This is a genomic window from Frigoribacterium sp. AC394 (assembly GCF_979258095.1).
The window spans coordinates 2858381-2883931 of the sequence record NZ_OZ409834.1 but is presented as its reverse complement, the minus strand read 5'-3'; the positions used below and the strand labels follow the sequence as shown (position 1 = coordinate 2883931).

Annotated in this window: 17 protein-coding genes, 1 tRNA gene and 1 pseudogene; 6 read left to right on the top strand and 13 right to left on the bottom strand. The window is 71.4% G+C overall.

Annotated elements, in window-relative coordinates; genetic code table 11:
- Positions 1–24 precede the first annotated feature (24 nt).
- From ACZZY9_RS13435 to ACZZY9_RS13420, 4 genes are all read right to left on the bottom strand, one after another.
- Positions 25–903 carry a glycosyltransferase family 2 protein gene (locus ACZZY9_RS13435; RefSeq protein WP_463464685.1) on the bottom strand — a complete coding sequence of 293 codons (879 nt, stop codon included), beginning with the start codon at positions 901–903 and terminating at the stop codon, positions 25–27.
- Positions 900–1706, bottom strand: coding sequence for a CDP-alcohol phosphatidyltransferase family protein (locus ACZZY9_RS13430; protein WP_463464453.1), 807 nt, complete (start codon positions 1704–1706; stop codon positions 900–902). Before ACZZY9_RS13430 ends, ACZZY9_RS13435 begins: the two co-directional genes overlap by 4 nt.
- Positions 1707–1714: 8 nt before the next feature.
- Entirely contained in the window at positions 1715–2758 is a 1044-nt protein-coding gene (locus tag ACZZY9_RS13425) for a glycosyltransferase family 2 protein (RefSeq protein ID WP_463464452.1), read from the bottom strand.
- A 148-nt stretch (positions 2759–2906) separates the two neighbouring features.
- Positions 2907–4697, bottom strand: coding sequence for a S1C family serine protease (locus tag ACZZY9_RS13420; RefSeq protein ID WP_463464451.1), 1791 nt, complete (start codon positions 4695–4697; stop codon positions 2907–2909).
- A gap of 160 nt (positions 4698–4857) precedes the next feature.
- Here ACZZY9_RS13420 and ACZZY9_RS13415 point away from each other — a divergent pair, with 160 nt between their 5' ends.
- Positions 4858–6057, top strand: a complete 1200-nt coding sequence (locus ACZZY9_RS13415) for an aminotransferase class I/II-fold pyridoxal phosphate-dependent enzyme (RefSeq protein WP_463464450.1) — start codon at positions 4858–4860, stop codon at positions 6055–6057.
- On the opposite strand, the gene ACZZY9_RS13410 is transcribed toward ACZZY9_RS13415, so the two are convergent.
- The 4 genes from ACZZY9_RS13410 to ACZZY9_RS13395 form a co-directional block, all read right to left on the bottom strand.
- Positions 5977–7173, bottom strand: a complete 1197-nt coding sequence (locus ACZZY9_RS13410) for a glycerate kinase (RefSeq protein ID WP_463464449.1) — start codon at positions 7171–7173, stop codon at positions 5977–5979. The genes ACZZY9_RS13415 and ACZZY9_RS13410 overlap by 81 nt on opposite strands.
- A gap of 112 nt (positions 7174–7285) precedes the next feature.
- Positions 7286–7359: transfer RNA gene (locus tag ACZZY9_RS13405), tRNA-Met, on the bottom strand.
- 126 nt (positions 7360–7485) lie between these two features.
- Complete coding sequence (locus ACZZY9_RS13400) at positions 7486–10446, bottom strand: UPF0182 family membrane protein (RefSeq protein ID WP_463464448.1); 2961 nt, start codon at positions 10444–10446, stop codon at positions 7486–7488.
- A gap of 104 nt (positions 10447–10550) precedes the next feature.
- Complete coding sequence (locus ACZZY9_RS13395; protein ID WP_463464447.1) at positions 10551–11660, bottom strand: YlbL family protein; 1110 nt, start codon at positions 11658–11660, stop codon at positions 10551–10553.
- Between the two features lie 97 nt (positions 11661–11757).
- Between ACZZY9_RS13395 and ACZZY9_RS13390 the strand changes: the two genes are divergently transcribed.
- On the top strand, positions 11758–13134 hold the full coding sequence (locus ACZZY9_RS13390; RefSeq protein ID WP_463464446.1) for a zinc-dependent metalloprotease: 1377 nt from the start codon (positions 11758–11760) through the stop codon (positions 13132–13134).
- A gap of 69 nt (positions 13135–13203) precedes the next feature.
- A complete protein-coding gene (locus ACZZY9_RS13385) occupies positions 13204–14118 on the top strand; it encodes a TOMM precursor leader peptide-binding protein (protein ID WP_463464445.1) in 915 nt (304 codons plus the stop codon).
- On the opposite strand, the pseudogene ACZZY9_RS13380 reads toward ACZZY9_RS13385, so the two are convergent.
- Both ACZZY9_RS13380 and nudC read right to left on the bottom strand, forming a co-directional pair.
- A pseudogene (locus tag ACZZY9_RS13380) lies at positions 14015–15677 on the bottom strand (ATP-dependent helicase); the annotation flags it as partial. The gene ACZZY9_RS13385 and the pseudogene ACZZY9_RS13380 overlap by 104 nt on opposite strands.
- 14 nt (positions 15678–15691) lie before the next feature.
- Positions 15692–16624, bottom strand: coding sequence for an NAD(+) diphosphatase (gene nudC / locus ACZZY9_RS13375; RefSeq protein WP_463464444.1), 933 nt, complete (start codon positions 16622–16624; stop codon positions 15692–15694).
- Between the two features lie 74 nt (positions 16625–16698).
- Between nudC and ACZZY9_RS13370 the strand changes: the two genes are divergently transcribed.
- The gene (locus ACZZY9_RS13370; protein WP_463464443.1) at positions 16699–17694 is read left to right on the top strand and encodes a phosphotransferase; all 996 of its coding nucleotides are present in this window, start codon (positions 16699–16701) and stop codon (positions 17692–17694) included.
- On the opposite strand, the gene ACZZY9_RS13365 is transcribed toward ACZZY9_RS13370, so the two are convergent.
- Positions 17685–21026 (bottom strand): UvrD-helicase domain-containing protein, encoded by a 3342-nt coding sequence (locus ACZZY9_RS13365; RefSeq protein WP_463464442.1) that lies wholly within the window; start codon positions 21024–21026, stop codon positions 17685–17687. The two genes, ACZZY9_RS13370 and ACZZY9_RS13365, sit on opposite strands and share 10 nt — an antisense overlap.
- Positions 21023–24172: an ATP-dependent helicase gene (locus tag ACZZY9_RS13360; protein WP_463464441.1), complete on the bottom strand. Its 3150-nt coding sequence runs from the start codon at positions 24170–24172 to the stop codon at positions 21023–21025. The genes ACZZY9_RS13365 and ACZZY9_RS13360 overlap by 4 nt, the downstream gene beginning before the upstream one ends.
- Before the next feature lie 99 nt (positions 24173–24271).
- On the opposite strand from ACZZY9_RS13360, the gene ACZZY9_RS13355 reads away from it, so the two are divergent.
- Together ACZZY9_RS13355 and ACZZY9_RS13350 are read left to right on the top strand one after the other, a co-directional pair.
- Positions 24272–24496, top strand: coding sequence for a DUF3107 domain-containing protein (locus ACZZY9_RS13355; protein ID WP_192059787.1), 225 nt, complete (start codon positions 24272–24274; stop codon positions 24494–24496).
- A gap of 2 nt (positions 24497–24498) precedes the next feature.
- Positions 24499–24786: a hypothetical protein gene (locus ACZZY9_RS13350; protein WP_463464440.1), complete on the top strand. Its 288-nt coding sequence runs from the start codon at positions 24499–24501 to the stop codon at positions 24784–24786.
- Between the two features lie 54 nt (positions 24787–24840).
- Here ACZZY9_RS13350 and ACZZY9_RS13345 read toward each other — a convergent pair whose 3' ends face one another.
- The gene (locus ACZZY9_RS13345; RefSeq protein ID WP_463464439.1) at positions 24841–25527 is read right to left on the bottom strand and encodes a ferritin-like fold-containing protein; all 687 of its coding nucleotides are present in this window, start codon (positions 25525–25527) and stop codon (positions 24841–24843) included.
- Between the last annotated feature and the right edge of the window lie 24 nt (positions 25528–25551).

The window sequence follows — 25551 nt, the reverse complement described above, 5'->3', positions numbered from 1 at the left end:
GAACATCTCCGCCGTCGTTCCAGGCTAGATGACCGGCGGTCGACCAGCCCTCGTCATCCGCCCGACCGTTACCCAACCGATGGACCGACGGCCGCCGGGGCGGGTGCGCCACCCCTCGGCCCAGCCGGCGAACCACGGCTTCAGCTTCGACGGCGTCCGCCCCCAGCGCAGCAGCTGGACGGCCGTCCACGACGCCACGTAGACGGGGACGAGGGGCCATGGCAGGTTGCGCTTGGCGAGCCAGACCCGATTGCGGGCGTTCAGGCGGTAGTACTCGCCATGGCGGGTCGGATCGATGGCGGGGTGATGGGCCACGAGACCGCCCTCGTAGTGCGCTCGGCGCCCCTGGGCCCAGACCCTCCAGGCGAGCTCGATGCCCTCGTGCGCGTAGAAGTAGGGCTCTCCCCATCCGTCGCAGGCGTCGAAGACGTCGCGGGGCAGGAGCGTCGCGCCCTCCCAGACCGAGAAGACGTCGCCCGAGGTGCGGGGATCGCCCTTCCGCAGTCGAGGGATCCATCGGCGCGGGTTGGCCGCCCCGTGGGCGTCCATCACCCGGGGCTGCAGCAGGCCGATGCCCCGATCGCTCTCGAGGATCGCGACCGCGTCGGCCAGGAAGCGGGTCGACGGCAACGACGCGTCGTCGTCGAGGAAGAACACGTACTCGCCGGTCACGACGTCGGCGCCGCGGTTCCGACCCGCGGGGATGCCCACATTCTCGCCCAGCTCGAGGGTGCGCACGCCCGACGGGACGTCGCCGGGGCCGCTCCCGTTGCCGACGCAGACGATGTCGAGCTCGACGCCCTCCTGAGCGAGCAGACTCGCCAGACCCGCCTCGAGCTCGACCGGACGCCTCCCCTGCGTGAGACTGACGACTCCGACGCGCGGCAGCCCCGACCCGGTCAGGAGCGCACCCGCTTCGACGCCATGATCGCGACGAAGTGCCCGACGAGGGCGAGCAGCGCCAGCGGCACGAGCGCCGAGAGGAGCACCCGGTTGGCGATCGGCTGGCCGACGACCAACCCGACGAGGGACACCGCGAAGGCGAGCATGGTCAGCTCGACGGAGTGGTACAGACGATGGAACGGCAGGAAGCGGGCGGCGCCGCGCAGGCGCGAGAGGAGGCGGCTGCTGGGCGCGCTCACTCCACCCCGTTTGTCTTCGAGTCGGGTCAGGCCGGCGTGGGCCCGTGCGACGTGGACCATGTCGTTCAGCGCCTTGTTCAGCACGATGACGAGGGCCAGGGCGAAGCCGAGCGTGGTCCACAGGTAGTCGCCGGGAGCGTCGAAGGGGTACCCGGCCGCACGGATGCCGAGGGCGACGGGGATGAGGGCCTCGGTGGAGTAATGACCCACCTTGTCGAGGAACACACCCGCCGGCGAGCTGGTCCGCCGCCACCGGGCGACCTCGCCGTCGCTGCAGTCGACCAGCATCTGCAGCTGCCCGAGCACGAGCGCCAGAGCGGCGCCCCCGACACCCGGGACGAGGAGCGCGGCGGCGGTGGCCCACCCGGTGAGGATCATGAGCCCGGTGACGCCGTTCGCCGTGACGCTCGTCTTGAGCAGCATCCAGGTGAGGTACGGCGACAGGTCGCGGAGGTAGAGCGACGCCGTCCAGTGCTCGGCGTTCGCTCTGCTGCGGACCTCGGGCGGCTGGGCGACCCGACGCAGTTCGGCGATCGACGAGGGTCTCGTGGGCGGGGCGGTCATCGGATCGCCTATCTTCCGGTGTGTGCGGTGATGTTCTTCGTCAGGCTCGAGAAACCGAAGACGAATCCGAAGCCCCAGCCGAAGTGGATGGAAGGCAAGACTACGAGAAACCACAACCTGGTCCGCACGCTCTCGCCTCGCGCCGCCAGCACGGCGGCGGCGACGACGAACAGCAGGTAGACGCCGGGTGCCGCGAGGCCGAGCGATGCCCAGGCGATGGGACTGCCCACGACCGCGGCCGCGAGACCCACGAGACCGAGCAGCAGACCGAGCAGCACGCTGATCACCATCACCGGCGGCACCAGGTAGCGGATGGTGTTGGCCTTGGGGAACCGGCGCGCCAGTTCGCCGCGCCAGAGACCGGTGGCGACGAACTGCCGGACGAGCTTCCGGATGCTCGGACGCGGTCGGTACGTGACCACGAGGTCGGGGGTGAACCAGACGGTGCCGCCGGTCGCGCGCAACCTGCGGTTGAGCTCCCAGTCCTGACCGCGCTTGATGCCCTCGTCGAAGAGCCCCACCTCGATCAGGCGAGAGCGCAGGAACACGCCGAGGTACGCGGTCTCGGTCGGCCCCTCGACTCCGCCGACGTGGTGGGGCGTGCCTCCGAGCCCGACGCGGCTGCCGTACGCCCGCGCCACCGCCTTCTCGAAGGGGGTGCGCCCCTCGGCCTTCATGATCCCGCCCACGTTGTCGGCGCCGCTGCGCTGCAGGGCCGCGACGGCGAGACGGGTGTAATCGGTCGGCAGCACCGAATGCGCGTCGACGCGGACGGTCACCGGATGGACGGAGGCGCGGATCGCCACATTGAGACCGGCCGGCGTCGAGCCGACCGGGTTGGCCAGACTGCGGATGCGCGGGTCGGCCGCCGACATCTCGGCCACGACGTCGTTCGTCCGGTCGACGCTCGGCCCGAGGGCCAGGAGGATCTCGAAAGGGCCCTGGTAGTCCTGCGCGATGAGACTCTCGACGGCGGAGCGGATGTCGCGCTCCTCGTTCAGCACGGGCATGACGTACGAGACACCCGGCAGAGGAGTCTCGAGCGGTGTCATGTCGGTCGGGCCTCGGGTTCTCGCGGCGCTCAGGGCGCGGTGGGTCGTGTCGGATGCCCCGACGATCGACAGCGAGCCTATCAACAGCGATGGGCGGGCCGCGGCGACATGCGCCACGACCCGCCCTCAGGAGGAGACCCTGCTGCTACTAGGTGGTGAGAGTGTCGAGGGACACCTTCGCGGTGCCCTCCTGCCCGTCTCGGACGTAGGTCAGCTCGGCGTCGCTGCCCCCTGCCAGGAATCGCACCTGCGCGGTCAGATCGGTGCGGTCGCTGATCGGGACGCCGTTGAACTCGGTCACGACGTCGCCTTGACGGAGCCCGGCCGACTGGGCCGCGCCTCCTTGGCTGATCTGGACGATGAGCGCCCCGACCTGCGTGGCGGCCGAGTCGCTCGTCGCGTCGTCGACGCTGGCACCGAGCAGACCGTGCGAGGCGGAACCGGAGTCGCGGATCTCACCCGCCACGCGCTTCACCAGATTCGACGGGATCGAGAATCCGACGCCGATGCTGCCGGAGGACTCGCCCGAGCTCGCGATGGCGACGTTCAGCCCGATCAGCTCGCCGTCGGAGTCGAGGAGCGCACCGCCCGAGTTGCCCGGGTTGATCGAGGCGTCCGTCTGGATGACCGGCAGCGAGATGACGCTGCTCGCCGGAGTCTGCTGAGCACCGTCGCCGTTGTTGAACGAGAACGGGCCCTGGCCGTTGTTGTCGTTCGAGTCTCCCTGGTCGGACCCGTCGGACGGAGCCGCGGACGACTGCACCGTGATGCTGCGGTTGAGCGTCGAGACGATGCCGTCGGTGACCGTGTTCGAGAGCCCGAGGGGCGCACCGATCGCGACGGCGGTGTCGCCGACGTTGAGCTTCGAGGAGTCCGCGAACTCGATGGGGGTCAGACCGGTCGCGTCGACCTTCAGGACGGCGAGGTCGACGACGGGATCGAGCCCGACGACCTCCGCGGGCAGGATGCTGCCGTCGCTCATCGTCACGCTGACGGAGCCGGACGCGCTCGCCCCGTCGAGGGTGACGACGTGCGTGTTGGTCACGATGTACCCGTCGTCGGAGAGGATGACCCCCGAACCCGTTCCGCCGGAGGAGCCCGACGCGACGTTGATCGTCACGACCGACTTCGTGGCCTTCGCCGCGACGGCCGTCACCACGGTGGCGTCGTCGTAGTCGTTGACGGTCAGGTCCCGCGACGGTCCGGCCGCGGTCGACGTGCCCGCGCCTCCATCGGCCACCGATCCGCCGATCACCCCGCCCAGGGCACCGCCCGCGACGAGTCCGACGGCCAGCGTCGCCGCCAGCACACCGACCCCGCGGTTCCTCTTGGTCTTCTGCGCGGGTGCCGGAGCCTGCCAGGTGCTCGTGTCGTAGGGGTTCTGCGCGGCGTACGCACCGTGGTGCCCGTACTGCTGCGTGGGGGTGCCGTCGGTACCGGCCTGCGCGTTCCCGCCCTGCCCGGCGTAGCCGTGCTGGTTCCCGTCGTTCTGCTGGGCCCCGTAGGCCTGCTGGGCTCCATAGGCCTGCTGGGCCCCGTAGGCCTGGGGTGATCCATAACCCTGCTGGCCCGCAGCGGGCTGCTGGGCGCCGTAGGACGACTGACCGCCGTAGGGCTGCTCGGGGTAACCGGGCGCCGAGTAGCTGCCGGGCGCCGAGTAACTGCCAGGGGCGGAGTAGCTGCCGGGCGCGGAGTAGCTGCCGGGCGCCGAGTAGCTACCCGGGGCGGAGTAGCTGGCGGGCGCGGAGTAGCTGCCCGGTACCGGGTCTCCGTCGGGGGCGGAGCCGCCGTCGGGGAGCCGAGGGGCCCCGTACGTCACCTCGTCGCCGCCGGCGGTCGAGCCGTCGCGGCCCGTCGAGTCGTCTCGGGCCGCCTCGCCGTCGTGGGGTCCACGCGTCGTGTCGTCGGCGTCGTCTGCGCCCCGGGGGTTCTCGTTCATCAGCGGATGCTCCTTTCAAGCGTCATCAGCCTGGTCCGTCCACCTGTGCAGAGCATTCGGCGAACCTGTGCGCGGGCTGCACGCCCGATAAGCGACGCCTGGATCCGACTCTCGGTCGCCGCCCTGTCATGCACCACGGCGAGGGCTACGGTGAGGGACCATGACCTCTCCGACACCGTGGCAGCGGACGGCCCGCGGCGCCATGCTCCTCGACGACGCGGGTCGACTGTCGCCCACGATCTTCGCCGAGATGTCCGCACTGGCCGCGTCGACCGGCGCCGTCAACCTCGGACAGGGCTTCCCCGACGAGGACCCTCCGGAGGCGGTGCTCACCGCCGCGAAGGAAGCCCTGGCGAGCGGGCTCAACCAGTACCCGCCGGGGCGCGGCATGCCGACCCTGCTCGAGGCCGTGGCCGAGCACCAGTCGCGCTTCTACGGAATCGACCTCGACCCGGAGCGTGAGGTCCTCGTGACCGCCGGCGCGACCGAGGCGCTGGCCGCGACGGTGCTCGCCCTCGTCGACGCGGGCGACGAGGTCGTCACCCTCGAGCCGTTCTACGACGCCTACGGCGCGGTGGTGGGACTCGCCGGCGGCAGGCACCGCACAGTCCCGCTGCGGGGCCCCGACTTTCGGGTCGACCCCCTCGAACTGCGGGCCGCGTTCTCGCCGCGGACCCGCCTCGTAATCGTCAACGACCCGCACAACCCCACCGGCACCCTGCTCGACGACGAGACGCGTCGGGCCGTGGTCGCCCTCGCCCACGAGTTCGACGCCATCATCGTGACCGACGAGGTGTACGAGCACCTCGTCTTCGACGGCGTCCCGCACGTGCCCATCTCGACCCTGCCCGGTGCGGCCGAACGCACGCTCACGATCTCGAGCGGCGGCAAGACCTTCAACGCGACGGGATGGAAGATCGGCTGGCTGTCCGGGCCCGCCGAGCTCGTCTCCCAGGTGATGAGCGTCAAGCAGTTCCTGACCTTCGTCAACGGCTCCGTCTTCCAGCCCGCGATCGCCGCCGGACTGCGGCTCCCCCGCGACCACTTCGACCGGCTGGCCGCCGAACTGCAGCACAAGCGCGACCTCCTCGCCAGCGGACTCTCGACGGCGGGCTTCGGGGTCTCCCCCTCGCAGGGTTCGTACTTCGTCGTAGCCGACGCCGCCCCGCTGGGCTTCGACGACGCGGCGTCGTTCTGCCGGGCGCTGCCCGGCATCGCGGGCGTGGTCGGCGTGCCGGTCAGCGCGTTCTGCCACCCGGCCCTGGCGGACGACTACTCGTCACTCGTCCGATTCGCGTTCTGCAAGCGCGTCGAGGTCATCGACGAGGCCACCCGCCGCCTCGCCGCGCTCCGCCTCTGACGGCAGCTCGCCCCGCATGCTGCGGGTGATCTCGTGCACCGCCAGGGCGGCACCGGCCCGCTCGGCCCAGAGCTCGGGATGGGCGATGGACTCCTCCGCGCCTCCTGCGAGCTCGGACAGGGCGATGGCGGCCGCCTGATCGGCGACTCCGTCGGCGATCGAGCCCGCCACGATGAGCACCGGGACGTCGGCCCGCCCCGCGATCGATGCGACGACCGAGACCGCCTTGCCCTCCGCGGTCTGCTCGTCGAGGCGCCCCTCCCCCGTGATGACGAGGTCGGCATCGGTCATGAGCATCGGCAGATCCACGAGATCGGCCACGACCTCGGCACCCGGGACGAGCGCGGCCCCCCAGACGAGCAGACCGAAGCCCATACCGCCCGCCGCCCCGGCCCCCGGGGTCTCGGGGTCGACATCGACGAGCTGGGCGAAGCGACGCAGCCCCTCGTCGAGCGCGAGCACGTCGTCGCCCGTGGCGCCCTTCTGCGGCCCGTACACGGCGGCGGCGCCCCGCGGCCCGACGAGCGGGTTGCGGACGTCCGCGAGCACGGTGACCCCTCGGGGCGGCAGAGCTCGGATCCCGCTCAGATCGATGCGCGCCGCGGCCGTGAGCCCATGGGCGCCGTCGGGCACGGCGTCTCCGACGGAGTCGAGGAGGCGCGCCCCCAGTTCGACGAGCAGCCCCGCGCCGCCGTCGGTGGAAGCGCTGCCCCCGAGACCGACGACGATTCTCGTGGCCCCCGCGTCCAGCGCCGCGACGATGACCCGCCCGAGCCCGCGCGTATGCGCGTCGTAGGGACGAGGCGCCTCCAGGAGGACGAGCCCGCTGGCCGCCGCCAGCTCGACGACCGCCGTGCCGTCGGGCAGCAGGAGCCAGGGCGCCCGCACGATCCGGTCGTCGGGGCCGGGTACGTCGGTCTCACGGCGGACGACCCCGGGGACGGCCGCCTCGAAGGCATCGAGCGTCCCCTCTCCGCCATCGGCCAGAGGCGCCTCGATGAGCACGTCGTCCGGGCGGACCCGGAGCCAGCCCTGCGCCACGGCTGAGGCGATGGCGGCTGCGCCGGCCGACCCCTTGAACGAATCGGGAGCGACGACGATTCGGAGGTTCGGCATGAGGTCAGACTGGCATGCGCAGGGACGAGTGCGGAACCTCGAGACACGAGGCACACGTGTCTCGAGAAACGAGAAAAGCCCTGGTCGATGACCAGGGCTTTTCTTTCTTCTGTTGCGGGGGCAGGATTTGAACCTACGACCTCTGGGTTATGAGCCCAGCGAGCTACCGAACTGCTCCACCCCGCGGCACAAGAAGAAACACTAGCACGCGTTTCGCGGTCCGTCCAATCGAGACCCGTCCCGGCCTCCGGGAGACGACGAGACCCCCTCCGGCGCTGCCGGAGGGGGTCTCGTCGATCGATGGTGCGAGTGCTATTCGCCGCTCGCTGCGACCGCGTCCTCGAGGGCGGTCTGCAGACGGGCGTCCGCCTCCGCCGCCGCGACGAGGTCGTTGTCTGCGTACGCCGCGGCCCGATCGTCGAGGGCGGACTGCGCGTCGGCCAGAGCCTGGTCGAGCGCCGGGTTGTCCGTGCCCGAGCCGGCGTCGGGAGACGTCGTCGGGGCCGGGGTCTCGGTGTCGCCGCCCGTGTCGCCACCATCGGTCGCACCGTCGGTAGCGCCGTCGTCGGCCGCCGGGTCGGTCGTCGGCACGCCGTTGTCACCGGCTGTCGCACCGGAGTTCCCGCCGAACAGCTCGTCCAAGGCGCCGTCGAGGGTGTCCTCGAAGGCGATCTGGTCGCCGAACGAGACCAGGATCCGCTGCAGCACGGGGTATGAGGTCTCCGACGTCGACTTCACGTAGATCGGCTGGACGTACAGGAGACCGCCGCCCACGGGGAGCGTGAGCAGGTTGCCTCGGACGACGCTCGTGTCACCGCGGGTGAGCAGAGCCAGCTGGTTCGCCACGGCGGTGTCCGTGTTGAAGTTGTTCTGGACCTGCCCCGGGCCGGGGAGGGTGTCTGTTCTCGGCAGGGTCAGCAGGGTCAGATCGCCGTAGCTGTCGGCGACCTCCCCCGGTGTGGAGCCCGCGTCGGCGTTGGCCGCCAGATACCCGGTCAGGACGTTCCGGGCGTTCTCACCCGACTGCTGGGGGATGTACGTCGAGTAGATCGAGAAGGCCGGATCTTGATCGGGCAGCTGCAGCGTCAGGTAGTACGGCGGCTGCAAGGGCGGCGTCGTCGCGGTGCTGGTCGGTTCGTTCGGCGTGACCCACGCGTCGTCGCTCGAGTAGAACGAGTCGGAGTCGGTGACGTGATATGTGCCGAGGATGGCGCGCTGCACCTTGAACATGTCCTGCGGGTAGCGGACGTGCTGCATGAGGTCGACGGACATGTCGGCCAGCGGCGTCAGCGTCGAGGGGAAGATCTTCTGCCAGGTCTTGAGCATCGGATCTTCGGTGTCCCAGGCGTAGAGGTTCACCGATCCGTCGTAGGCGTCGACCGTGGCCTTCACCGAGTTGCGGATGTAGTTGATCTCGTTCGAGGCGTAGGTCGGGCGCTCGGTGTAGGTGTCGGCGATCGCGTCGCTGAGTGCCTGAGGCTTCGAGTACGGGTAGTTGCGCGTCGTCGTGTAGCCGTCGACGATCCACACGACCTTGCCGTCGACCACGGCCGGGTAGGGCGCGCTGTCGATGGTCAGGTACGGCGCGACCTTCTGCACGCGTTCGGACGGGTCGCGGTCGTAGAGGATCTGCGACTCGTCGTTCACGGCGTCCGACAGGAAGATCTGCTCGGACTGGAACTTGATCGCGTAGATCAGCTTCTTGAAGGGGTTGTCGAGCTTCGGCCCGCCGTCCCCGTCGAAGGTGGTCGTCTGGTTCGTCCCGTTGTCGTTGCTGCCCGACGGGTAGTCGAGCTCGATGTCGTTGTCTCCGTTGCCGCCGACGATGGAGTACGCCGGCGACTGCTGACCGAAGTAGATCCGCGGCTCGTACTCGTCGGCGTCGCCGAGCGCACCGGTCACGGGGATGCCCGACTCGAGGAACACGGGCTGACCGTCGGCGGAGCGCTGGTTGCCGTAGGCGGCGACGACGCCGTAGCCGTGCGTGTAGACGAAGGTCGTGTTGTAGGGCGTCGCCGATGCGCCGAGCTGATCGGTGTTCAGCTCGCGGACCGCGATGACGGTGTCCTGGGTGTTGCCGTCGATCGTGTACCGGTCGACCGACAGCTGCTCGGGGAAGCTGTAGTACTGGCGGTACTGCTGGAGCTGCGCGAATGCGTCGGTGACGAGCGCGGGGTCGATGATGCGGATGTTGGCGGTCGTCACGGCGTCGCCGGCGAGCGCGCCGGCCTCGGCGTCGGACTGGGCGTCGTAGGTCTCTTCTTCGACGTCGGCCACCCCGTAGGCCTCGCGGGTCGCGTCGATGTTGTTCTCGATGAACGGCGCCTCGACCGTGCGCTCGCTCGGCTCGACCTGGAAGCGCTGGACGATCCACGGGTAGATGCCGCCCACGATGATGCTCGCGATGATCAGGGCCGCCGTGCCGATGACCGGCAGACGCCAGCGGCCGATGATGGCCGTCACGATGAAGAGCACGGCCACGATCGCCGCGGCGAGCGCGAGGATCTGCTTGCCGGGGATGCCGGCGGCGTCGTCAGCGTAGGTGACACCGGTGAGGAGCTTGTTGGCGCCGTCCGTGAGGGTCGCGTACTGGTCGAGCCAGAGGCTCACGCCCTGGAGGAGCAGGTAGACGGCTGCGGTGATGGCGAGCTGGATGCGCGCGACCTTCGAGATGCGCACCTCGCGCCCCGTGAAGCGCAGCGCCCCGTAGAGGTAGCTCGTCGCGACGGCGGCGAGACCGGAGATCAGGACGACCGCCGACGCGAACCCGGCCGCGCCCTGGTAGAAGGGCAGGGAGAACACGTAGAAGCCGACGTCGAGGCCGAACTTCGGGTCCGTCGTGCCGAAGGGCGTGCGGTTGAGCCACTGGAGTGCGACCTGCCAGCTGGTCGACGACGCGATGCCGGCGAACAGCCCGAGGACGATCGGCACGCCGATCACGACGACTCGACGCAGCGGCTCGATGACCTGCTGGTAACGGTCGAGCTGGGAGTTGAGCTTGGCGTACACCGGCCGGAAGCGGAACGCGATCTCGATGCTGACGTAGACCGGGATGGCCATGGCCAGGAACCCGATGAAGAACATCACCGCCGAGGCGATCCACTGGGTGGTCAGCACGTTCGCGAACCCGAGCTGGTCGAACCACATGTAGTCGGTCAGCAGGGACGAGAAGATGAAGAACGCGATGACCAGAGCGGCGAGGATCGCCACCGTGACCAGGACGGGCAATCGGGGCGAACGGCGTGCGGATCGCGACGATGCTGGTGACGTCAAGTGTGTGCTCCTGGCTCAGGGGTACGTGGAGGGGCCATCCTACGGGCCGCACCTGACCGTTCAACCCTCGACCGCCGACCTATGACCCGGCTGGGTGGCCGCCCTCAGTCGGCCGTGCAGGTCGGCAGCGACGCCGTGTCGCCGTCGTCCGCCACGGTCTCGAGCACCGTCACGGCGTCGTCGAGCGTCGTCACCGAGTACACGTCGAGCCCGTCGGGCACGTTGCCCACGACCTCGTCGCAGTTGTCGGCCGGTGCGAGGAACACGCTCGCCCCGGCGTCCCGGGCGCCGTAGAGCTTCTGACGGATCCCGCCGATCGGGCCCACCTGGCCCGAGGCGGTGATCGTGCCCGTCCCCGCGACCTGCTCGCCGCCGTTCAGCTCGCCGGGGGTCGTCTTGTCGATGATGCCGAGCGCGAACATCATGCCGGCGCTCGGACCGCCCACCTGGTCGAGCTTCAGCGACACGTCGAAGGGGAAGTCGTAGTCGACGCTGACGCCGACTCCGAGCAGGGCCGTGCGCTGCACCTCCTGAGGGGTCACCTCCGTCGTGATCGACGTGCCGGCTCTCTCGACGACGACCGTGGCGGCCTCGTCCACGCCGTTCTCGGCCACGAGCCGCCGGAGCGTGTCGACGTCGCCGTCCACCTCGAGGCTGGTGCCGTTGACGCTGATGACGACGTCGCCCTCTTCCAGCACGCCCTCGGCCGGGCCGCCGGCGGAGACCTGGCTGATCGTGACCCTGCTGGGCACCGTGTAGCCGTCGTGGATCATGGCCGCCGCGATGGCGGACTTCTGCGAGTTCTGCATGTCGACCGTGTTCTGCTCGTCGACCTGCTCGTTCGTCACCCCCGAGGGGTAGATCGTCTCGACCGGGACGACGGCCCGGCTCGGATCGAACCAGGCGGACACGACCTCGACCCAGCTGGGCCGGACCGACTCGTTGCCCTGGACGCTCACGGTGAGGAGGTCGAGCGTGCCGGCGGTGGGGTAGGTCTCGGCACCCGTCACGGTGATCAGCGGCTGGTCGGCGCCTTCGTACTCGGCGCTGCCGAGGGTGTCGAACACCGGGCCCGGCTGCTCGATGAGATAGGGCGACGGCAGGAACGTGAGCACCAGACCGGAGACGAGAGCCACCCCCAGCAGCGACCAGCCGACCCGGCCGGGACGGCGCCGGGACAGGGAAGCGCGGGTCGGGGGTGAGAAGAAGGCCACGACGGTCCTTTCGATGTTCGCCACGGGCGGAGCGGGGAGCCCGGGGCGGGCGCCGAATTCGAGGTTGTTCCGATGGCCAGCAGTTAGCGTAGTTCGTATGACCGATGATTCGCAGCGCGGGCCGGAGGACGAGTTCCGCGAGATGCTGCGCCAGTTCCTGTCCGGTGATTCCGAGTTCGACCCGGCCCAGCTCGCCGGTGTGGCGGGCCTGCCCGACGACCCGGCGTTCATGGCCCGGCTGATGAGCCAGCTGCAGAACGCCGTGGACAGCAGCGGTGACGGGATCGACTGGAAGGTCGCCACCGAGCAGGCCGTCGCCGCCGGCAGTCGATCGGCCGTCGAGACGCCCGCCGCCGACCGGGCCGCTCTCGAGCAGGCGTTCCACGTCGCCGCCCTGTGGCTCGACGACGTCACGTTCGTCTCCGAGCTGACGGTGGCACCGCGACTGGTGACCCGGGCCGAGTGGTCGCGTCTCACCATGCCGGTGTGGAGTCAGCTCGCCGAGCCGGTCGCATCGTCCATCGCCGACTCGCTGACGGGCGTGCTGAGAGATCAGGCCCCGGAGGAGATGCAGTCACTCCTGGCCGGTGCCAGCCAGGTGATGCGCAGCGTCGGCGGCACGCTCTTCGCCATGCAGCTCGGTCAGGTGGTGGGTCAGCTCTCGCTCGAGGTCGTCTCCGGCGGCGACGTCGGCATCCCGCTGCTGGACGACCAGCAGGCCGCGATCCTGCCGCAGAACGTCGCCGCGTTCGGCGAGGGCCTCGACATCGAGACCGATCAGATCCAGATCTACCTCGCCGTCCGCGAGCTGGCGCACGCCCGCCTGTTCCGCCACGCCCGCTGGCTGCGCCTCCACCTCATCTCGTCGATCCGCGAATTCGCCCAGGGCATCAGCATCGACACCGAGCGCCTCGAGGCGCTGGCCGTCGACTTCGACCCGTCCAGCCCCGACGAGCTCCGGGACGCGATGGCCAGCGGCGCTCTGATCCCGCCGAAGTCAGACGAGCAGCTCGCCGCGCTCGCCCGCCTCGAGACGATGCTCGCCTTGATCGAGGGCTGGGTCGACGTCGTCACGGCCGAGGCCACGGCACGACTGCCGAGATCGGGCGCCATCGCCGAGACGGTCCGTCGTCGTCGCGCGGCCGGTGGCCCCGCCGAGTCCGCGTTCTCGACCCTCGTGGGTCTCGAGCTGCGCCCGAGGCGACTGCGCGAGGCCGCGGCCATGTGGTCGGCGATCACCGAGGCCGTGGGTGCCGAACGCCGCGACTCGCTGTGGTCGCACCCCGACATCGTGCCCTCCAGCGAGGACATCGACGACCCCCAGGGTCTGATCGCTCGACTGACCGACGCCGAGCCCGCCCTCGACGACGTCGACCGCGCGATCGCGGAGCTCCTCGACGACACGTCCGGCGACCGGCCGCACGAGGGGGGCGACGGCGCCGCCGGAGAACCCGGGTCCTCCCCCGAGCGCTGAATCGGACGAGGGGCCGGGGCGCCTGTGGAGAACCGCGACGACCACCGTCTCGGCGACCATGATCGTCGGATGTCCCGCCCTCTCCGCTTCCCCCCGCACACCGCCGTCGTCTGGCGGGACCCCTCGACTCTCCAGATCGGCGTCGAACGCGCGTACGTCGTCCTCCACGACGTGACGGCGTTCGACGAGACCTTCGTCTGGGCTGTGGCGCACGGACTGGGTGACGGCGGCGTCGACGCGATCCTGGCTCAGACCGGCGGCGACCGATTCGACGCCGCACGCCTCGTGGCACGGCTCGAGCCCGCCCTCGACCGGCGACCGACGCAGGCTCCCCCCGCCTTCGCCGTGCTCCTGGCCGGCAGCGGCCCCCTGGCCGACGACATCGGGAGGCTGCTGCAGTCGGAGGGCCTGCCGGTGCACACCGCCGTCGACACCGTCGGCGCGGTGCGACTCGACCCGCGGAGCCCACCCGCCGTCGGTGTCCTGGTGGGCGGCCCGGCCCCCGACCCCGTGACGGCGTCGGACTGGATGCGGGGCGATCTCCCCCATCTCCTCGTCCGGACGGGCGACCGCTCCGTGCGCATCGGCCCTCTCGTCGTGCCGGGACTGACCGCCTGCGCTCGATGCCTCCACCTCACGGCCGGCGACGCCGATTCCGCCTGGCCGGCGATAGCGGGTCAGCTCAGCACACGACCCGCGGCTCGACCCCGGCCACTCGTCCTCCGGGAGGCGGCGGCCGCGGCCGCGCGACGACTCCTCGACTCGGAGCCGCTCGTGGCGGGCAGCCGCCGAGCCGATGCCGGCTCCGCCGGCGTCGTCGTGCGCATCGACCTCGAGACGGGTCGGATCACGACGATGTCGACTCGGCCGCATTCCGACTGCGGATGCGCAGTTCTTCCAGGAACCTGCTCGGCTGACGCGCGCCTCCTCGGCCCTGCCCGGTCTGACTCCACGACAGACGGAGGCGTTCGCGGGCGCGGGTGACCCCGACGTAGAGCAGGCGGCGCTCCTCGTCGACGGCCTCGGGGTTCTGGGCGTAGCTGATCGGCACGAGCCCCTCGCTGAGACCGACGAGGTAGACGCTCCGCCACTCGAGGCCCTTCGCGGAGTGGAGGGTCGCGAGGGTGACCGAGGGCATGGTCGGCTCGTGCTGGCCCGCCTGCCGCGCCAGGAGCTCGTCGACGAACTCGCGGAGGGTCGTGTCGGCGGGCGAGGCCTCGGCCAGGCCCATCAGGGCGTTCAAGGACTCCCACCGATCGCGGATGGCGCCGCGCTGCTCGGGGGCCTCCTGAGTCCATCCGAGCGACCGGAGGACGTCGCTGACGGTCTTGAAGAGCGGCTCGCCCACGATGCTGACGGCGGCGCCCTTCAGCATCATCAGCGCCTCCTTGACCTCGCGGAGCTCGAAGAACCTCGTCGCGCCGTGGATCCGGGTCGAGACGCCGACGTCGGCGAGAGCCCGCTCGATCGACGCCGCCTGGACGTTGACCCGGTACAGCACCGCGATCTCCTCCGGAGCGACACCCGATCGGATCTCGTCGGCTATCGTCTGCGCGACGCCGCGGGCCTCGGCGGAGTCGCTCGGGTACTCGACGACCGGCGGGACGGGCCCGGTGGTCTCGACGGCGGGATGCAGGTGCAGCGCGCCGGGCCGCCCTCGCATCAGCTGGTTCGCCGTGTCGACGATCTGACGCGACGAACGGTAGTTCTGCTCGAGACGGACCACGGTGGCGTCGTCGTAGCGCGAGCCGAAGCCGAGCAGGTAGTCGGCCGACGCGCCCGCGAACGAGTAGATGGTCTGGCTGGCGTCGCCCACCACGCACAGGTCGTTGCGGTCGCCGAGCCAGAAGCTCGAGGAGTTCCTGCTGCAGTGGCGAGACGTCCTGGTACTCGTCGACCACGAAGAACCGGTACTGCTCTCGGACCTGCTGCGCGACGCGTGCCTCGAGCTGGAGCATGCCGACCGTGGCGAGCAGGACGTCCTCGAAGTCGAGCTGCCGGCGTTCGTCTTTGATGTCCTCGTAGGCAGCGTGCAGGTCGAGGGCGCGTTCGGGGCTCACGTTCTGCGGCAGCGACCGCTGCGGCAGCGCCTGCGCGTACGACTCGAGCGTGAGACGGGAGACCTTGCGCCACTCGATCTCTCCCGCCATGTCGCGGAGCGACGCCGTGTCGAGCTTCAGCCCCAGCCGCTCCGCCGCGTGCGCGATGAGCTTGCCCTTGCCGTCGATCAGGCGCGGCATCTGACCGCCCATCGTCTGAGGCCAGAAGTACGACAGCTGCGACAGCGCCGACGCGTGGAAGGTGCGCGCCGAGACTCCCCCGGCGCCCAGCGCCCGGAGCCGACCGCGGAGCTCGGCGGCGGCCCGCGAGGTGAAGGTCAGCGCCATGACCCGGTTCGGCGCGTAGACCCCGGTCGCGACGCCGTAGGCGATCCGATGCGTGATCGCACGGGTCTTGCCCGTTCCGGCGCCCGCGAGCAGGCAGACCGGGCCGAGCAGCCGACGGGCCGCCTCCCGCTGCTGCTCGTCGAGCCCGGCGATGAGTTCGGCGGCCTCGGTCACTGGTCGATCTCGCCGCCGAACCAGTCCTCGATGATGGCGCGGGCGATCGACGTGCGGCCGGGCAGGATGACCTCGTCGAGACTCGCGGCGAGCTCGGCGCGACTGAACCAGCGCAGCTCCAGGATCTCCGCCCCGTCGGGTTCGAGGACGCCGGGGTCGTCGACGTCGACCCGGGCACGGAACCCCAGCATCAGACTGGCCGGGAACGGCCAGGGCTGCGATCCGAGGTACACGGGGTCGACGACCTTCACGCCGGACTCCTCGAAGATCTCGCGCTGCACGGCTTGCTCGAGCGACTCGCCGGGCTCGACGAAGCCCGCGAGCAGCGAGTAGCGGTTGTTCTCCCAGAGGGCGTTCGAACCGAGCAGGAGGCGGTCGTCGGCGTCCGTGACGGCCACGATGATCGCGGGGTCCGTCCGGGGGAAGACCTCGTGGCCGTTCTCGGGGTCGCGACGGACCCACCCGGCCTTGTCGCTGACGAGCTCGCGACCGCTGCGCGGCGAGAAGCGGTGCGAGTCGTGCCAGTTGGCCACGGCGACCGCCTCGACCGCCAGACCCGCGTCGCGGGCGCTCAGCGCGCTGCCGAAGGCCCGGAGACTGCCCCAGGACGCCTCGTCGGGCTCCAGCTCACGCGCCTGGTCGTCGCTGAGCAGCGCCGCCACGAGCGGGGTGCCGACGGGTTCGGCCGCGTCGGCCGCCTGCGACAGTCCGAGGTAGACGTAGTCGTCGGCCGTGGGGACGTCACCGGCCGGGAGCAGAGCGAGGCGGTCTTCGGAGGCCATGAGCGTGCGCCCGCGGCAGAGGGGCAGGACCCGGGTGTCTTCCGAGGCCAGGAGATCGGACACGGCGTCGGCGCGATCACGCGTCAGGTAGTCGCGATCGACCTGGTGCCGGGCGAGCGGGAGGCGGTCCGTCAGAGGCGAGGACATCGAACGACCAATCATCACGGTTTGACAGCGTGGCGAACGACGGTGCACCACACCGGGCGGCCTACCCTGAGGGCATGGCCAGATCTCATCTCACTCTAGCCGCGTTGGCCACGGCGGCAGTCGCCGACCTGGACGTCTCCGCGGCCGCCCCGCACGGCTCCCCGACCGGCGGCGACTACGACTCGGCGCTGCTGAACGGGCGCCTGGGCGAGCACTGGATCATCCGCGTGCCCCGCTCGCAGCGGGCCGAGGCCCGCCAGTCGGCCGACCTCGTCGCCCTGCGCGCCCTGAGCGCCGGCGTCCGCGGTCGCCTGCCCTTCGCCGTCCCCCAGTACCGCGGCCAGGCGCCCCTCGGTCGCACCCGGGGCATCGTCTACGACTTCATCCCGGGCGAGCACGTCCCCGCCTCCCGGGTGACCCCCGATTCCGGTCTGCATGCGGTCGTCGGCAGGGGAATCGCGGCCATCCACTCCCTGCCGACCAGCTTCGTCACGGACGCGGGTCTGACCAGCCACACGCCGTTCGAGGCGATGCGGTCGACGGCGTCGCTGGTCGACCGGGCAGCCTCGACGCGCCTCCTGCCGGCCGCCCTGCTCGAACGGTGGGAGGCGGCGATCCAGGATCACCTGCTCTGGCAGTTCCAGCCCACGGTCGTCAACGGCTCACTCGACGCCGGGTCGATCCTGGTGTCGGGCGGCGACGTCACCGGCGTCCTCGGCTGGCACGAGCTGCACGTCGGCGACCCCGCACGCGATCTCGCCTGGCTGCTCGGCACGCCGTCGTCGGTCGACGAGGCGTTCGACGCCTACAACGCCGAGCGCGGCTCGAGCGACCACCAGCTGCGCCACCGGGCGACCCTCTACAACGAGCTCGAACTCGCGAAGTGGCTGCTGCACGGCACGAGCACGAAGAGCACCGAGGTGGTCGACGACGCCGTCGAGCTGATGGGCGGCCTGGTCGACTCGCTGCAACTCGACCGGAGCGGCGCGATCGGCGCCGGTCAGACGGCCGCCCTCGACATCGACGGCGTCGAGAAGCTGCTCTCGAACACGGAACGGCGTCACGGCTGAGGGCTGACCCCTCTCTCGACGCGACCCCAGAGGTCGAGCAGCTCGGCCCGGTCGGCGATGTGCTCCGGCCGGAGTACTCGGTCGTCGGCCACGAAGTAGAACGCCGCGTCGATCTGCTCGGCGGGGATGCCCCGGTATGCGGCGTAGGCCTCGCGGTACAGGGCCAGCTGCAGCTGCTTGAGCTCGAGGTCGTCCGCGTCGACCGGTGAGCGCCCGGTCTTCCAGTCGACGACCTCGAAGCGGTCGCCGCGGGCGAAGACGGCGTCGATCTTGCAGATGACCGTCCGGCCGGCGAGCGGCAGGTGCACCTCGAGCTCGACGTCGACGGGCTCGAGGGCCGCCCAGTCGGAGTGCTCGAAGGTCGCCTGCAGTTCGGCCAGTCGGCGCGCGTCGTCCGGGTCGACCAAACCCCGCGTCCCGCCGACCTGCTCGTCGTCCAGGTCGGTCTCGACGGCGAATGCGTCGAGCACCTCGACCCGCCCCGTGGGCCGGTACCGGGACTCGACCCACTCGTGGAACAGGGTGCCGAGACGCGTGGCCCGGTAGGGGCGCTCGGGCAGGGGCCGCCGCAGCGCTGCTGCCACCGAGGCCGGGTCGTCGACGTAGTCCTTGAAGCGGGACGCCGGGATCCGCTGCGGCAGATCGAGCAGACCCGCCCCCGCTCGTGCGGCGTCGCGCTCGAGCAGGAGGAGGTCGATGTCGGCGGCCCAGAGGAGGGGCGCGCGGTCCGCATCGGTCTGCTGCTCGCCCGCCCGCCGATCTGTCGGTTCGACCGTCTCGACCGTCTCGACCGCCTCAGCATGGGCCCGTCGCGCCGCGATGAGCCGACCGACCCGACCGGCGGCCTCTTCGACCGCTGCGCGGCGCGCCCCCAGGGGGTCCCCCGGCCAGGGCAGCTCGCGGGTGGCCTCGGCCAACGGGTTCTCGTCGTCCTCCGGCGCCTCGGGAACGCTCTCGGACTCGACCAGACCTGCGGTCGCGAGGTCGGTCAGGTACCGACTCGGCTTCCGGGGCTTGACGGTCGACGACCAGAACGAGCCGGTCAGGAGGAGTTCGTCTTTGGCCCGGGTGAACGCGACGTAGGCCAGTCGGCGCTCTTCGCCCTCGTGACGCGCGACGAGTTCGGTCTTGAACTCGCTCAGCCGGCGGTCGAAGTCCTTCTGGTCGTCGACCCCGCGCCACCCGAGCTCGGGGAGTTCGGCCGCGTCGCCGCGGAACTCGTACGGCAGCTCTCCGAAGCCGAGCCAGCCCACGCCCGCACGCGACGTGCCGGGGAACTCGCCCTCGACGAGGCGCGGCACTCCCACGACGTCCCATTCGAGGCCCTTGGAACCGTGCACGGTCAGCAGCTGCACGGTGCCGCGTTCGCCGGCCTCCGTCCGCGGGCCCATGTCGTCGCGACGCTCGGCGGCCGTCAGCCAGGCGAGGAAGCCACCGAGCGAGGCGCCGTCGTCGGTGGCGACGTAGCCCGAGAGCTCGTCGTCGAACGCCTGCAGCCAGGCACCGCCCGACCCCGCACCGGTGGCCGCGGCCACCTCGACGTCGAGGAGCATCTCCTGCTGCACGACCGTGACGAGGTCGACGAGATCGAGACCCGTCCGACCGCGGAGGAACGCCAGCTGGGCGCCGAGACGGCGGAGCCTGTCGAGACCCGCGGGGCTGAACGCCTCGAGCTGCCGGTGCGCGAGGGGCGCGGTCGCGACGAAGTCGAGGGCGTCGACGATGGAGCCGTGCTCGCCGACCGCCACCGACGCACGGAACCCGGCGGTGACCTCGTCGGAGAGCGCCTGCTGGGCGTGGTCGTGCGAGAAGAGCCACGACGACACCCCCCGGAGCGCGGCGATGTCGTGGACGCCCACCCGCCATCGGGCACCCGCCATCAGGCGGATGAGCTCGGACCCCGCCGCGGGGTCGTGCAGAACCCGCAGGCACGCCACGAGGTCGACGACCTCGGGCCGCTGCAGCAGACCGCCGACTCCCAGCACGTGGTACGGCACACCCCGGGCTGCCAGCGCCTCGACGAAGACCGGCATCGTCTTCTTCGACCGGAACAGCAGCGCGGCGGTGCGTCGTGCCGGCCGTCCGTCGACCACGGTCGGGATCGCGAGCCGCCCGGCGAACCACTCGGCGACCCGGGCGGCCTCCTCGGGCAGGGTCTGCTCGTAGGCGACCTCGACCGCGCCACGCGGGGCCGACGGGCGGGGCCGCAGCATCCCCACGAGGTCGTCGCCGGAGGTCGCCAGGTCGGCCACCACCCGGTTGGCCGCGTCGAGGACGGTCGAGGCGTTCCGCCAGCTCGTCGACAGGCTGTAACGGGTGCCCTCAGCCGCATCGAAGTCGACGGGGAACCGCCCGAGGTTCGCGGCGCTCGCCCCCCGGAACCCGTAGATCGACTGATGCGGGTCGCCGACCGCCATCACCCCCGTGCCCCGGAAGAGCCTCGAGAGCAGGCGCGTCTGCACGACGCTGGTGTCCTGATACTCGTCGAGCAGCACGACCCGGAACCGGTCGCGGAGCTCCGAGACGACATCGGGCGCCGTCTCGCAGACCTCGAGAGCGAGGGCGACCTGGTCGGAGTACTCGACGAATCCCCGTCGGGCCTTCTCGTCGGCGAAGGCCTCGGCGAGCTCGAGCAGGGGCGGGAGCGCCGACACGGCCCCGACGGCGTCGGTGACGGACTTGTAGGCGCTGCCCTTCGTCGAAGGCAGACCGGAGAGGTCGAGGAACCGCTCGGCGAGGGCGGCGACCGGCTCCGCCGACGTGACGTTCTCGCTGAGCGCGTGACTGAGTCGAAGGACGGCCTCCGTGAGGGAGTCGACGCTGCGACCGAGCCCGGCCAGGCGGTCGTCTCTGCTCGCGACGACGAGTGATCTGGCGAGCTGCCAGGCCGAGGCGTCGCCGAGCACCTGCGACTCGCTCTCCCGGCCGACGCGGAGGGCGTTGTCGCGGAAGATGCCGTTCGCGAAGGCGTTGTAGGTCGAGACCGTGGGCAGGTCGAACGGATCGAGAGCATCGCCGAGGAGCCCGGCCGCGTCGAGCTGAGAGATCCGCCGCTCGATCCGCTCGCCCAGCTCGCCGGCGGCCTTCCGGGTGAAGGTGAGCCCGAGCACCTCGGACACGCGGACGTGCCCGTTCGCCAGCAGCCAGACGACGCGGTTGGCCATGGTCTCGGTCTTGCCGCTGCCGGCTCCCGCGACGACCAGCGCGGGCGTCAGCGGCGCCTCGATGACGGCCTGCTGCTCGGGCGTGGGCGGCGGCAGTTCGAGCACGTGCGCCAGTTCGAGGGCGGACATCGGCGCCGCAGCCGAGGAGGCGCTGGTCGGCGGGCTCATCCGCTGACCTCTCCGACGATGTGGATGGTGCACGAGCCGCCGTGCCGCCCGGTGCAGTGGTCGTCGAGTCGCGCCACGAACACCGGCCCCACCATCTGCTCTGCGGCTGTACGCACCCGATCGCGGAACAGCTGGAGGGTGTCGTCGTCGAAGGGGGCCTGGGAGGGCTCGCGGTAGAGCTTGCCGCGGACGCCGGACGACACGATGACGAGCTTCGCCCCGCCGGGCGGTGTGCCGTCGGGGACCGCCTCGATCGCCCCGTCGGCGAGTGCCACCTGGTAACTGCCCAGCTGCGGGTGCTCGGCCACCGCGGCCGCCGAGGTGGGGGCAGATCGACCGGTCTTAAGGTCGACGATGACCGCGGCGCCGTCACGTGTCCGCTCGACGCGGTCGATCGCACCCCGGAGTCTCGCCGCCCCGATGTCGAGCTCGAAGGTCGACTCGGCGCCGATCAGCTCGGCGCCGCTCGCCTCGAAGTCGCGGAGGTACGACGCGAGACTCTCGGTCATCGTGCGAGCACGTCTCTTCTCGGCCTCGTCGATCCATGGCGCCTCGAACTGCAGCTCGCTCCAGCGGGTCTCGACCGCCGCCCAGAGCGACTCGACGTCGCTGTCGACGGCGTGCTCCATGACGTCGTGCAGCACCGTGCCGAGACCCATGGCGGAGTTCGGTGCCGACCCTCCGAAGCGGTCGACGAACCAATGCAGAGGGCACTCCTCGAAGGCGCCGAGCTGCGACGGCGACACGGGGACGCGTACCTCGGGGTCGTCGAGATCGGCGAGCGGGGCCGTGGTGGTCGCTGCCGCCAGGCCGTACCACTGCGCCGGGTCGGCACCGGCCACCTCCGCCTCGGCCAGTCGGGCGAGACCGACGGCGGCGGCCTCGGCCCGGGCGCCCCTGGGCGAGTCGACGAGGGCGTGCCGCAGATGCCCGACGAGCCCCCGGAGCGACAGCGGATGCCCGGCGGGTGCCGTGGGGGTGCCGTCGGGCAGCAGCCGGTGGAAGACCGAGGGCCCCTCGTCGTCGTTCTCCGTGCTCGAGAGCACGACCTGACGGGTCGCCCGGGACACGGTGAGCGCGAACATGCGGAGTTCGTCGGAGAGGACCGCCGCCCGATCGTCGACGGCCGAGGTCGGCGCCGACTCGCCGCGCGACGCGTCGACGAGATCGTCGGGCCCGAGCAGTGCCCCGCGGAGTCGGAGGTTCGGCCACACCCCGTCTTGCAGGCGGGCGGCCACGACGACGTCGACCTCGAGACCGACGGCGCCCGACGGAGAGCAGACCAGCACGGACTCGACGGAGGTCTGGGGCGACAGGGTGTCGTCGGGGACCTCCGCGTCGAGCAGCGAGTCGAGGAACCCGATCGCATCGGCCTCCGGGGTCCGCTCGACGAACCGCTTGGCCGCCGTGAAGAGCGCCACGACGCCATCGAGATGGCGGTCGGCCTCGGCCGACACGATGCCGCGACCCGCGGACTGCGCCGACCACTGCGCCGCGAGGCCGCTGCGCTCCCATAGACCCCAGAACACCTCTTCGATGCTGGCGCCGCCTGCCGCGGCCCGCCGCGCCGCGTCGAGGCTGGCGGCGAAGCGACCGGCGCGCGCGGCGAAACGAGAGTCGATCGTCACGAAGCGCCCCGGCCCGTCGAGAGCCTCGACGAGCAGGGCATCGGCGGAGCGCGTGCCGCCGGCGGACAGCTCCTCGGCTCGGAGCGCCAATCGGAGACGGCGCACCGCGAGCGCGTCGAGACCGGCCAACGGACCGGTCAGGAGGTCGGTGGCGATCTCCGGGGTGAGCCGGTCTCGACCGACGGCGACGGACGCGGCCGCGATGAGGTGGCGGGCGGCGTGCTCGTCGCGGACGGCGCGACCGGCGACGGAGGTGCGGGTCGGCACCTCGGCTGCCTGCAGGCCCCGGGCGAGGGAGGCGACCTGGCCACCGCTCCGCACGATGACCATCATCCGCGACCAGGGCACGCCCCTGACCAGGTGGTGCTCGCGCAGCAGACGCGCGACCGACGAGATCTCGTGGGCCGGGCTGTCGGCCCGCACGGTCACGATCGGCGGGACGTCGCCGGCGGGGTCGCCGGCGCCGGCGGCTCTCTCGGAACCCGCCACTGCGGCGTGCTGGCGCCCCGCACCCGCTGTGCCGATGCGCCCGGTCACCCGGGACACGAGGTCGCGGAGCACGGGGTCGTGCCGGTGGGCCGTCGACAGGAAGATCGTCTCGACGACCTCGACGCCGAGCCGCGGGCCGAGTCGACCCAGGATGTCGGGGCTGCCGCCACGGAAGGCGTTCGTCGACAGGTCGGGGTCGCCGAACGCGATGACGGCGACGCCCCGTCGGACGAGTGCCCGGAGGAGCGAGACGGTCGACTCGGTCGCCTCGTGGGCGTCTTCGACGAGCACCAGCTCGAGCCCCTCGACCACGGGCGCGGTCTCGCCGCGGTCGAGGGCGGCCACCGCGTAGGCGACGAGCTCGGCGGAGTCGAGATGCCGACCGGAGAGACCGTCGACCACCCGGTGGTATTCGTCGAGCAGGTCCGCCACCGACGCCCACTCGGGCCGAGGGCGGCGGGAGGCCAGGGTACGGAGGTCGTCGGGTGACAGGCCCTGCTCGGTGGCGCGCATGAACATCTCGCGGAGCTCGGTTCGGAAGCCGCGCAGCCGACGGACCTGCGGGCCGAGGTGCTCGGGCCACCGCGGGCCGGTGCCGTCGGCCTCGTGCCCTTCGAGCAGCTCGCGGACGATGGAGTCCTGATCGCCGCCGGTGAGCAGCGTGGGCGGCTCGGCGCCGGCGAGGAGCGCCGAGTGGCCGACCACGTCGAATGCGAGCGACGAGATCGTCCGTGCCATCGGCCCCGGTGTCGGGACGCCGAGTCGAGCGGCGATGACGTCGCGGAGGCGCGTGGCCGTCGATCGCGCCGGTGTCAGCACCAGCACCGACCGGGGACCGTGCCCACGGCCCTCGACCCGATCGACGAGCGTCTCGATCAGCGTGGTGGTCTTGCCGGTGCCGGGGGCGCCGATGACCGCGGCGGACACGCCGTCGGGCAGCCCGACCACGCGGGCCTGGGACTCGTCGAGACGCAGCGCCGAGGAGGCGCGGCGCTGCTCGACGGGGAGGCGGAAGCCGGTGGTCACCATGTCGTCGACGCTACTGGCTGCCACCGACACTCGGGTCGAGCGCTTGCGCCGACAGTGAACGCGCCGCCGACGGTCGACGCCGTCGGATATCGTGACGTCGTGGACATCAGAATCGGCATCACCAACAGCCCCCGTGAGATCAGCTTCGAGACGTCGCAGAGCGCGGCCGAGGTCGAGAAGGTCGTCGCCGACGCTCTCGACGGCGGCAAGTCGTACGTCACGCTCGCCGACGCGAAGGGCAAGACCTACCTCGTCCCGACGGCGTCGCTCGCCTACGTCGAGGTCGGCTCGGAGGAGAGCCGCCGGGTCGGCTTCGTCGGCTGACGATGGAGCTCCTCTTCGTCGTGCTCGGCGGGGTCATCGTCGGCCTCCTCGCGCACTTCGTCCTCCCCGGGCGCGACACGCGCGGCGTCGCACTGGCTCCGGCCGTGGGCGCCGCCGTCGCGGCCGTCGTCTGGGAGGGCCTGACCTGGCTCGGCTGGCCGGCCGACGGCGGATGGATCTGGGTCGTGTCGCTCGTGGCCCCCGCCGTGATCTCGGCGGTCGTCTGCCGGGTCACCACCCGCTCCCGGCGGGTGCACGACGACGCACTCGTGGCGCGCCTCCTCGGCTGATCCGGGCGACGGGACTGGGGGCCCGGGCTGTCAGCGGGTCCTGCTGTCAGCCGATCAGGCCGTCAGGCCCAGGGCGTCCATCCGGCGCGTGTGAGCCGCGATGAGCTCCGTGAAGACGGGTTCGAGACGCTCGTCGTCCGCTGATTCGTGCGACGCCGAGATCGCGGCCCGAGCCACGAGCAGGGTGTCGCCGACCAGGCGACGACCCCAGAGCGCCAGGCGGGAAGCCAGCCGCGGGTCGGTCTCGATCGACGCCGACAGGACGTCCGCCACGGTCTCCGCGTCGTCGCCGGCCTCGAGCACGGCGACGATGCGATCCCGCTGATCGTTCGAGAGACCCGCCGCGAGACGGACGAACACGTCGTCGAGGAGGCCTGCGCAGACGTAGTGCGCCAGCATGGTCTCGAACCACGTCGACCCGGTCGTGCGACGGCGGAACTCGTCGATGGCCGCGACGTGGGGCTCCATCGAGCCGGCGGGGTCGCTGCCGATGCGCTCGATCTCGGCGACGAGACCGCGGTGCCGGTCGAGCGTCGCCCCGGCGACGCGGGCGGTGACGGCCTGGGCGCCGACCGACGGTGCCGAGCCGGCGGCACGGCCGAGGGCCTCGGAGAGCGCGAGCTGCAGGTAGGCGGCCTGCCCGAGGTAGACCTCGAGATCGGGGGTGAAGGCGCCGAGCTCGACCCGGTTGACGGGGAGATGCTTCGCAGAGGGTCGGGGCCACTGCAGCGTGGGAACCACGCGCTTCGACCCTCGGCCCATCCA

Excerpts from the sequence above, each read along its gene's own strand:
- ACZZY9_RS13425 (WP_463464452.1), bottom strand. The coding sequence starts at position 2,758 with ATGACACCGCTCGAGACTCCTCTGCCGGGTGTCTCGTACGTCATGCCC.
- ACZZY9_RS13420 (WP_463464451.1), bottom strand. The coding sequence starts at position 4,697 with ATGAACGAGAACCCCCGGGGCGCAGACGACGCCGACGACACGACGCGT.
- ACZZY9_RS13410 (WP_463464449.1), bottom strand. The coding sequence starts at position 7,173 with ATGCCGAACCTCCGAATCGTCGTCGCTCCCGATTCGTTCAAGGGGTCG.
- ACZZY9_RS13415 (WP_463464450.1), top strand. The coding sequence starts at position 4,858 with ATGACCTCTCCGACACCGTGGCAGCGGACGGCCCGCGGCGCCATGCTC.
- ACZZY9_RS13370 (WP_463464443.1), top strand. The coding sequence starts at position 16,699 with ATGGCCAGATCTCATCTCACTCTAGCCGCGTTGGCCACGGCGGCAGTC.
- ACZZY9_RS13390 (WP_463464446.1), top strand. The coding sequence starts at position 11,758 with ATGACCGATGATTCGCAGCGCGGGCCGGAGGACGAGTTCCGCGAGATG.
- ACZZY9_RS13360 (WP_463464441.1), bottom strand. The coding sequence starts at position 24,172 with ATGGTGACCACCGGCTTCCGCCTCCCCGTCGAGCAGCGCCGCGCCTCC.
- ACZZY9_RS13430 (WP_463464453.1), bottom strand. The coding sequence starts at position 1,706 with ATGACCGCCCCGCCCACGAGACCCTCGTCGATCGCCGAACTGCGTCGG.
- ACZZY9_RS13350 (WP_463464440.1), top strand. The coding sequence starts at position 24,499 with ATGGAGCTCCTCTTCGTCGTGCTCGGCGGGGTCATCGTCGGCCTCCTC.
- ACZZY9_RS13385 (WP_463464445.1), top strand. The coding sequence starts at position 13,204 with ATGTCCCGCCCTCTCCGCTTCCCCCCGCACACCGCCGTCGTCTGGCGG.
- ACZZY9_RS13365 (WP_463464442.1), bottom strand. The coding sequence starts at position 21,026 with ATGAGCCCGCCGACCAGCGCCTCCTCGGCTGCGGCGCCGATGTCCGCC.
- nudC (WP_463464444.1), bottom strand. The coding sequence starts at position 16,624 with ATGTCCTCGCCTCTGACGGACCGCCTCCCGCTCGCCCGGCACCAGGTC.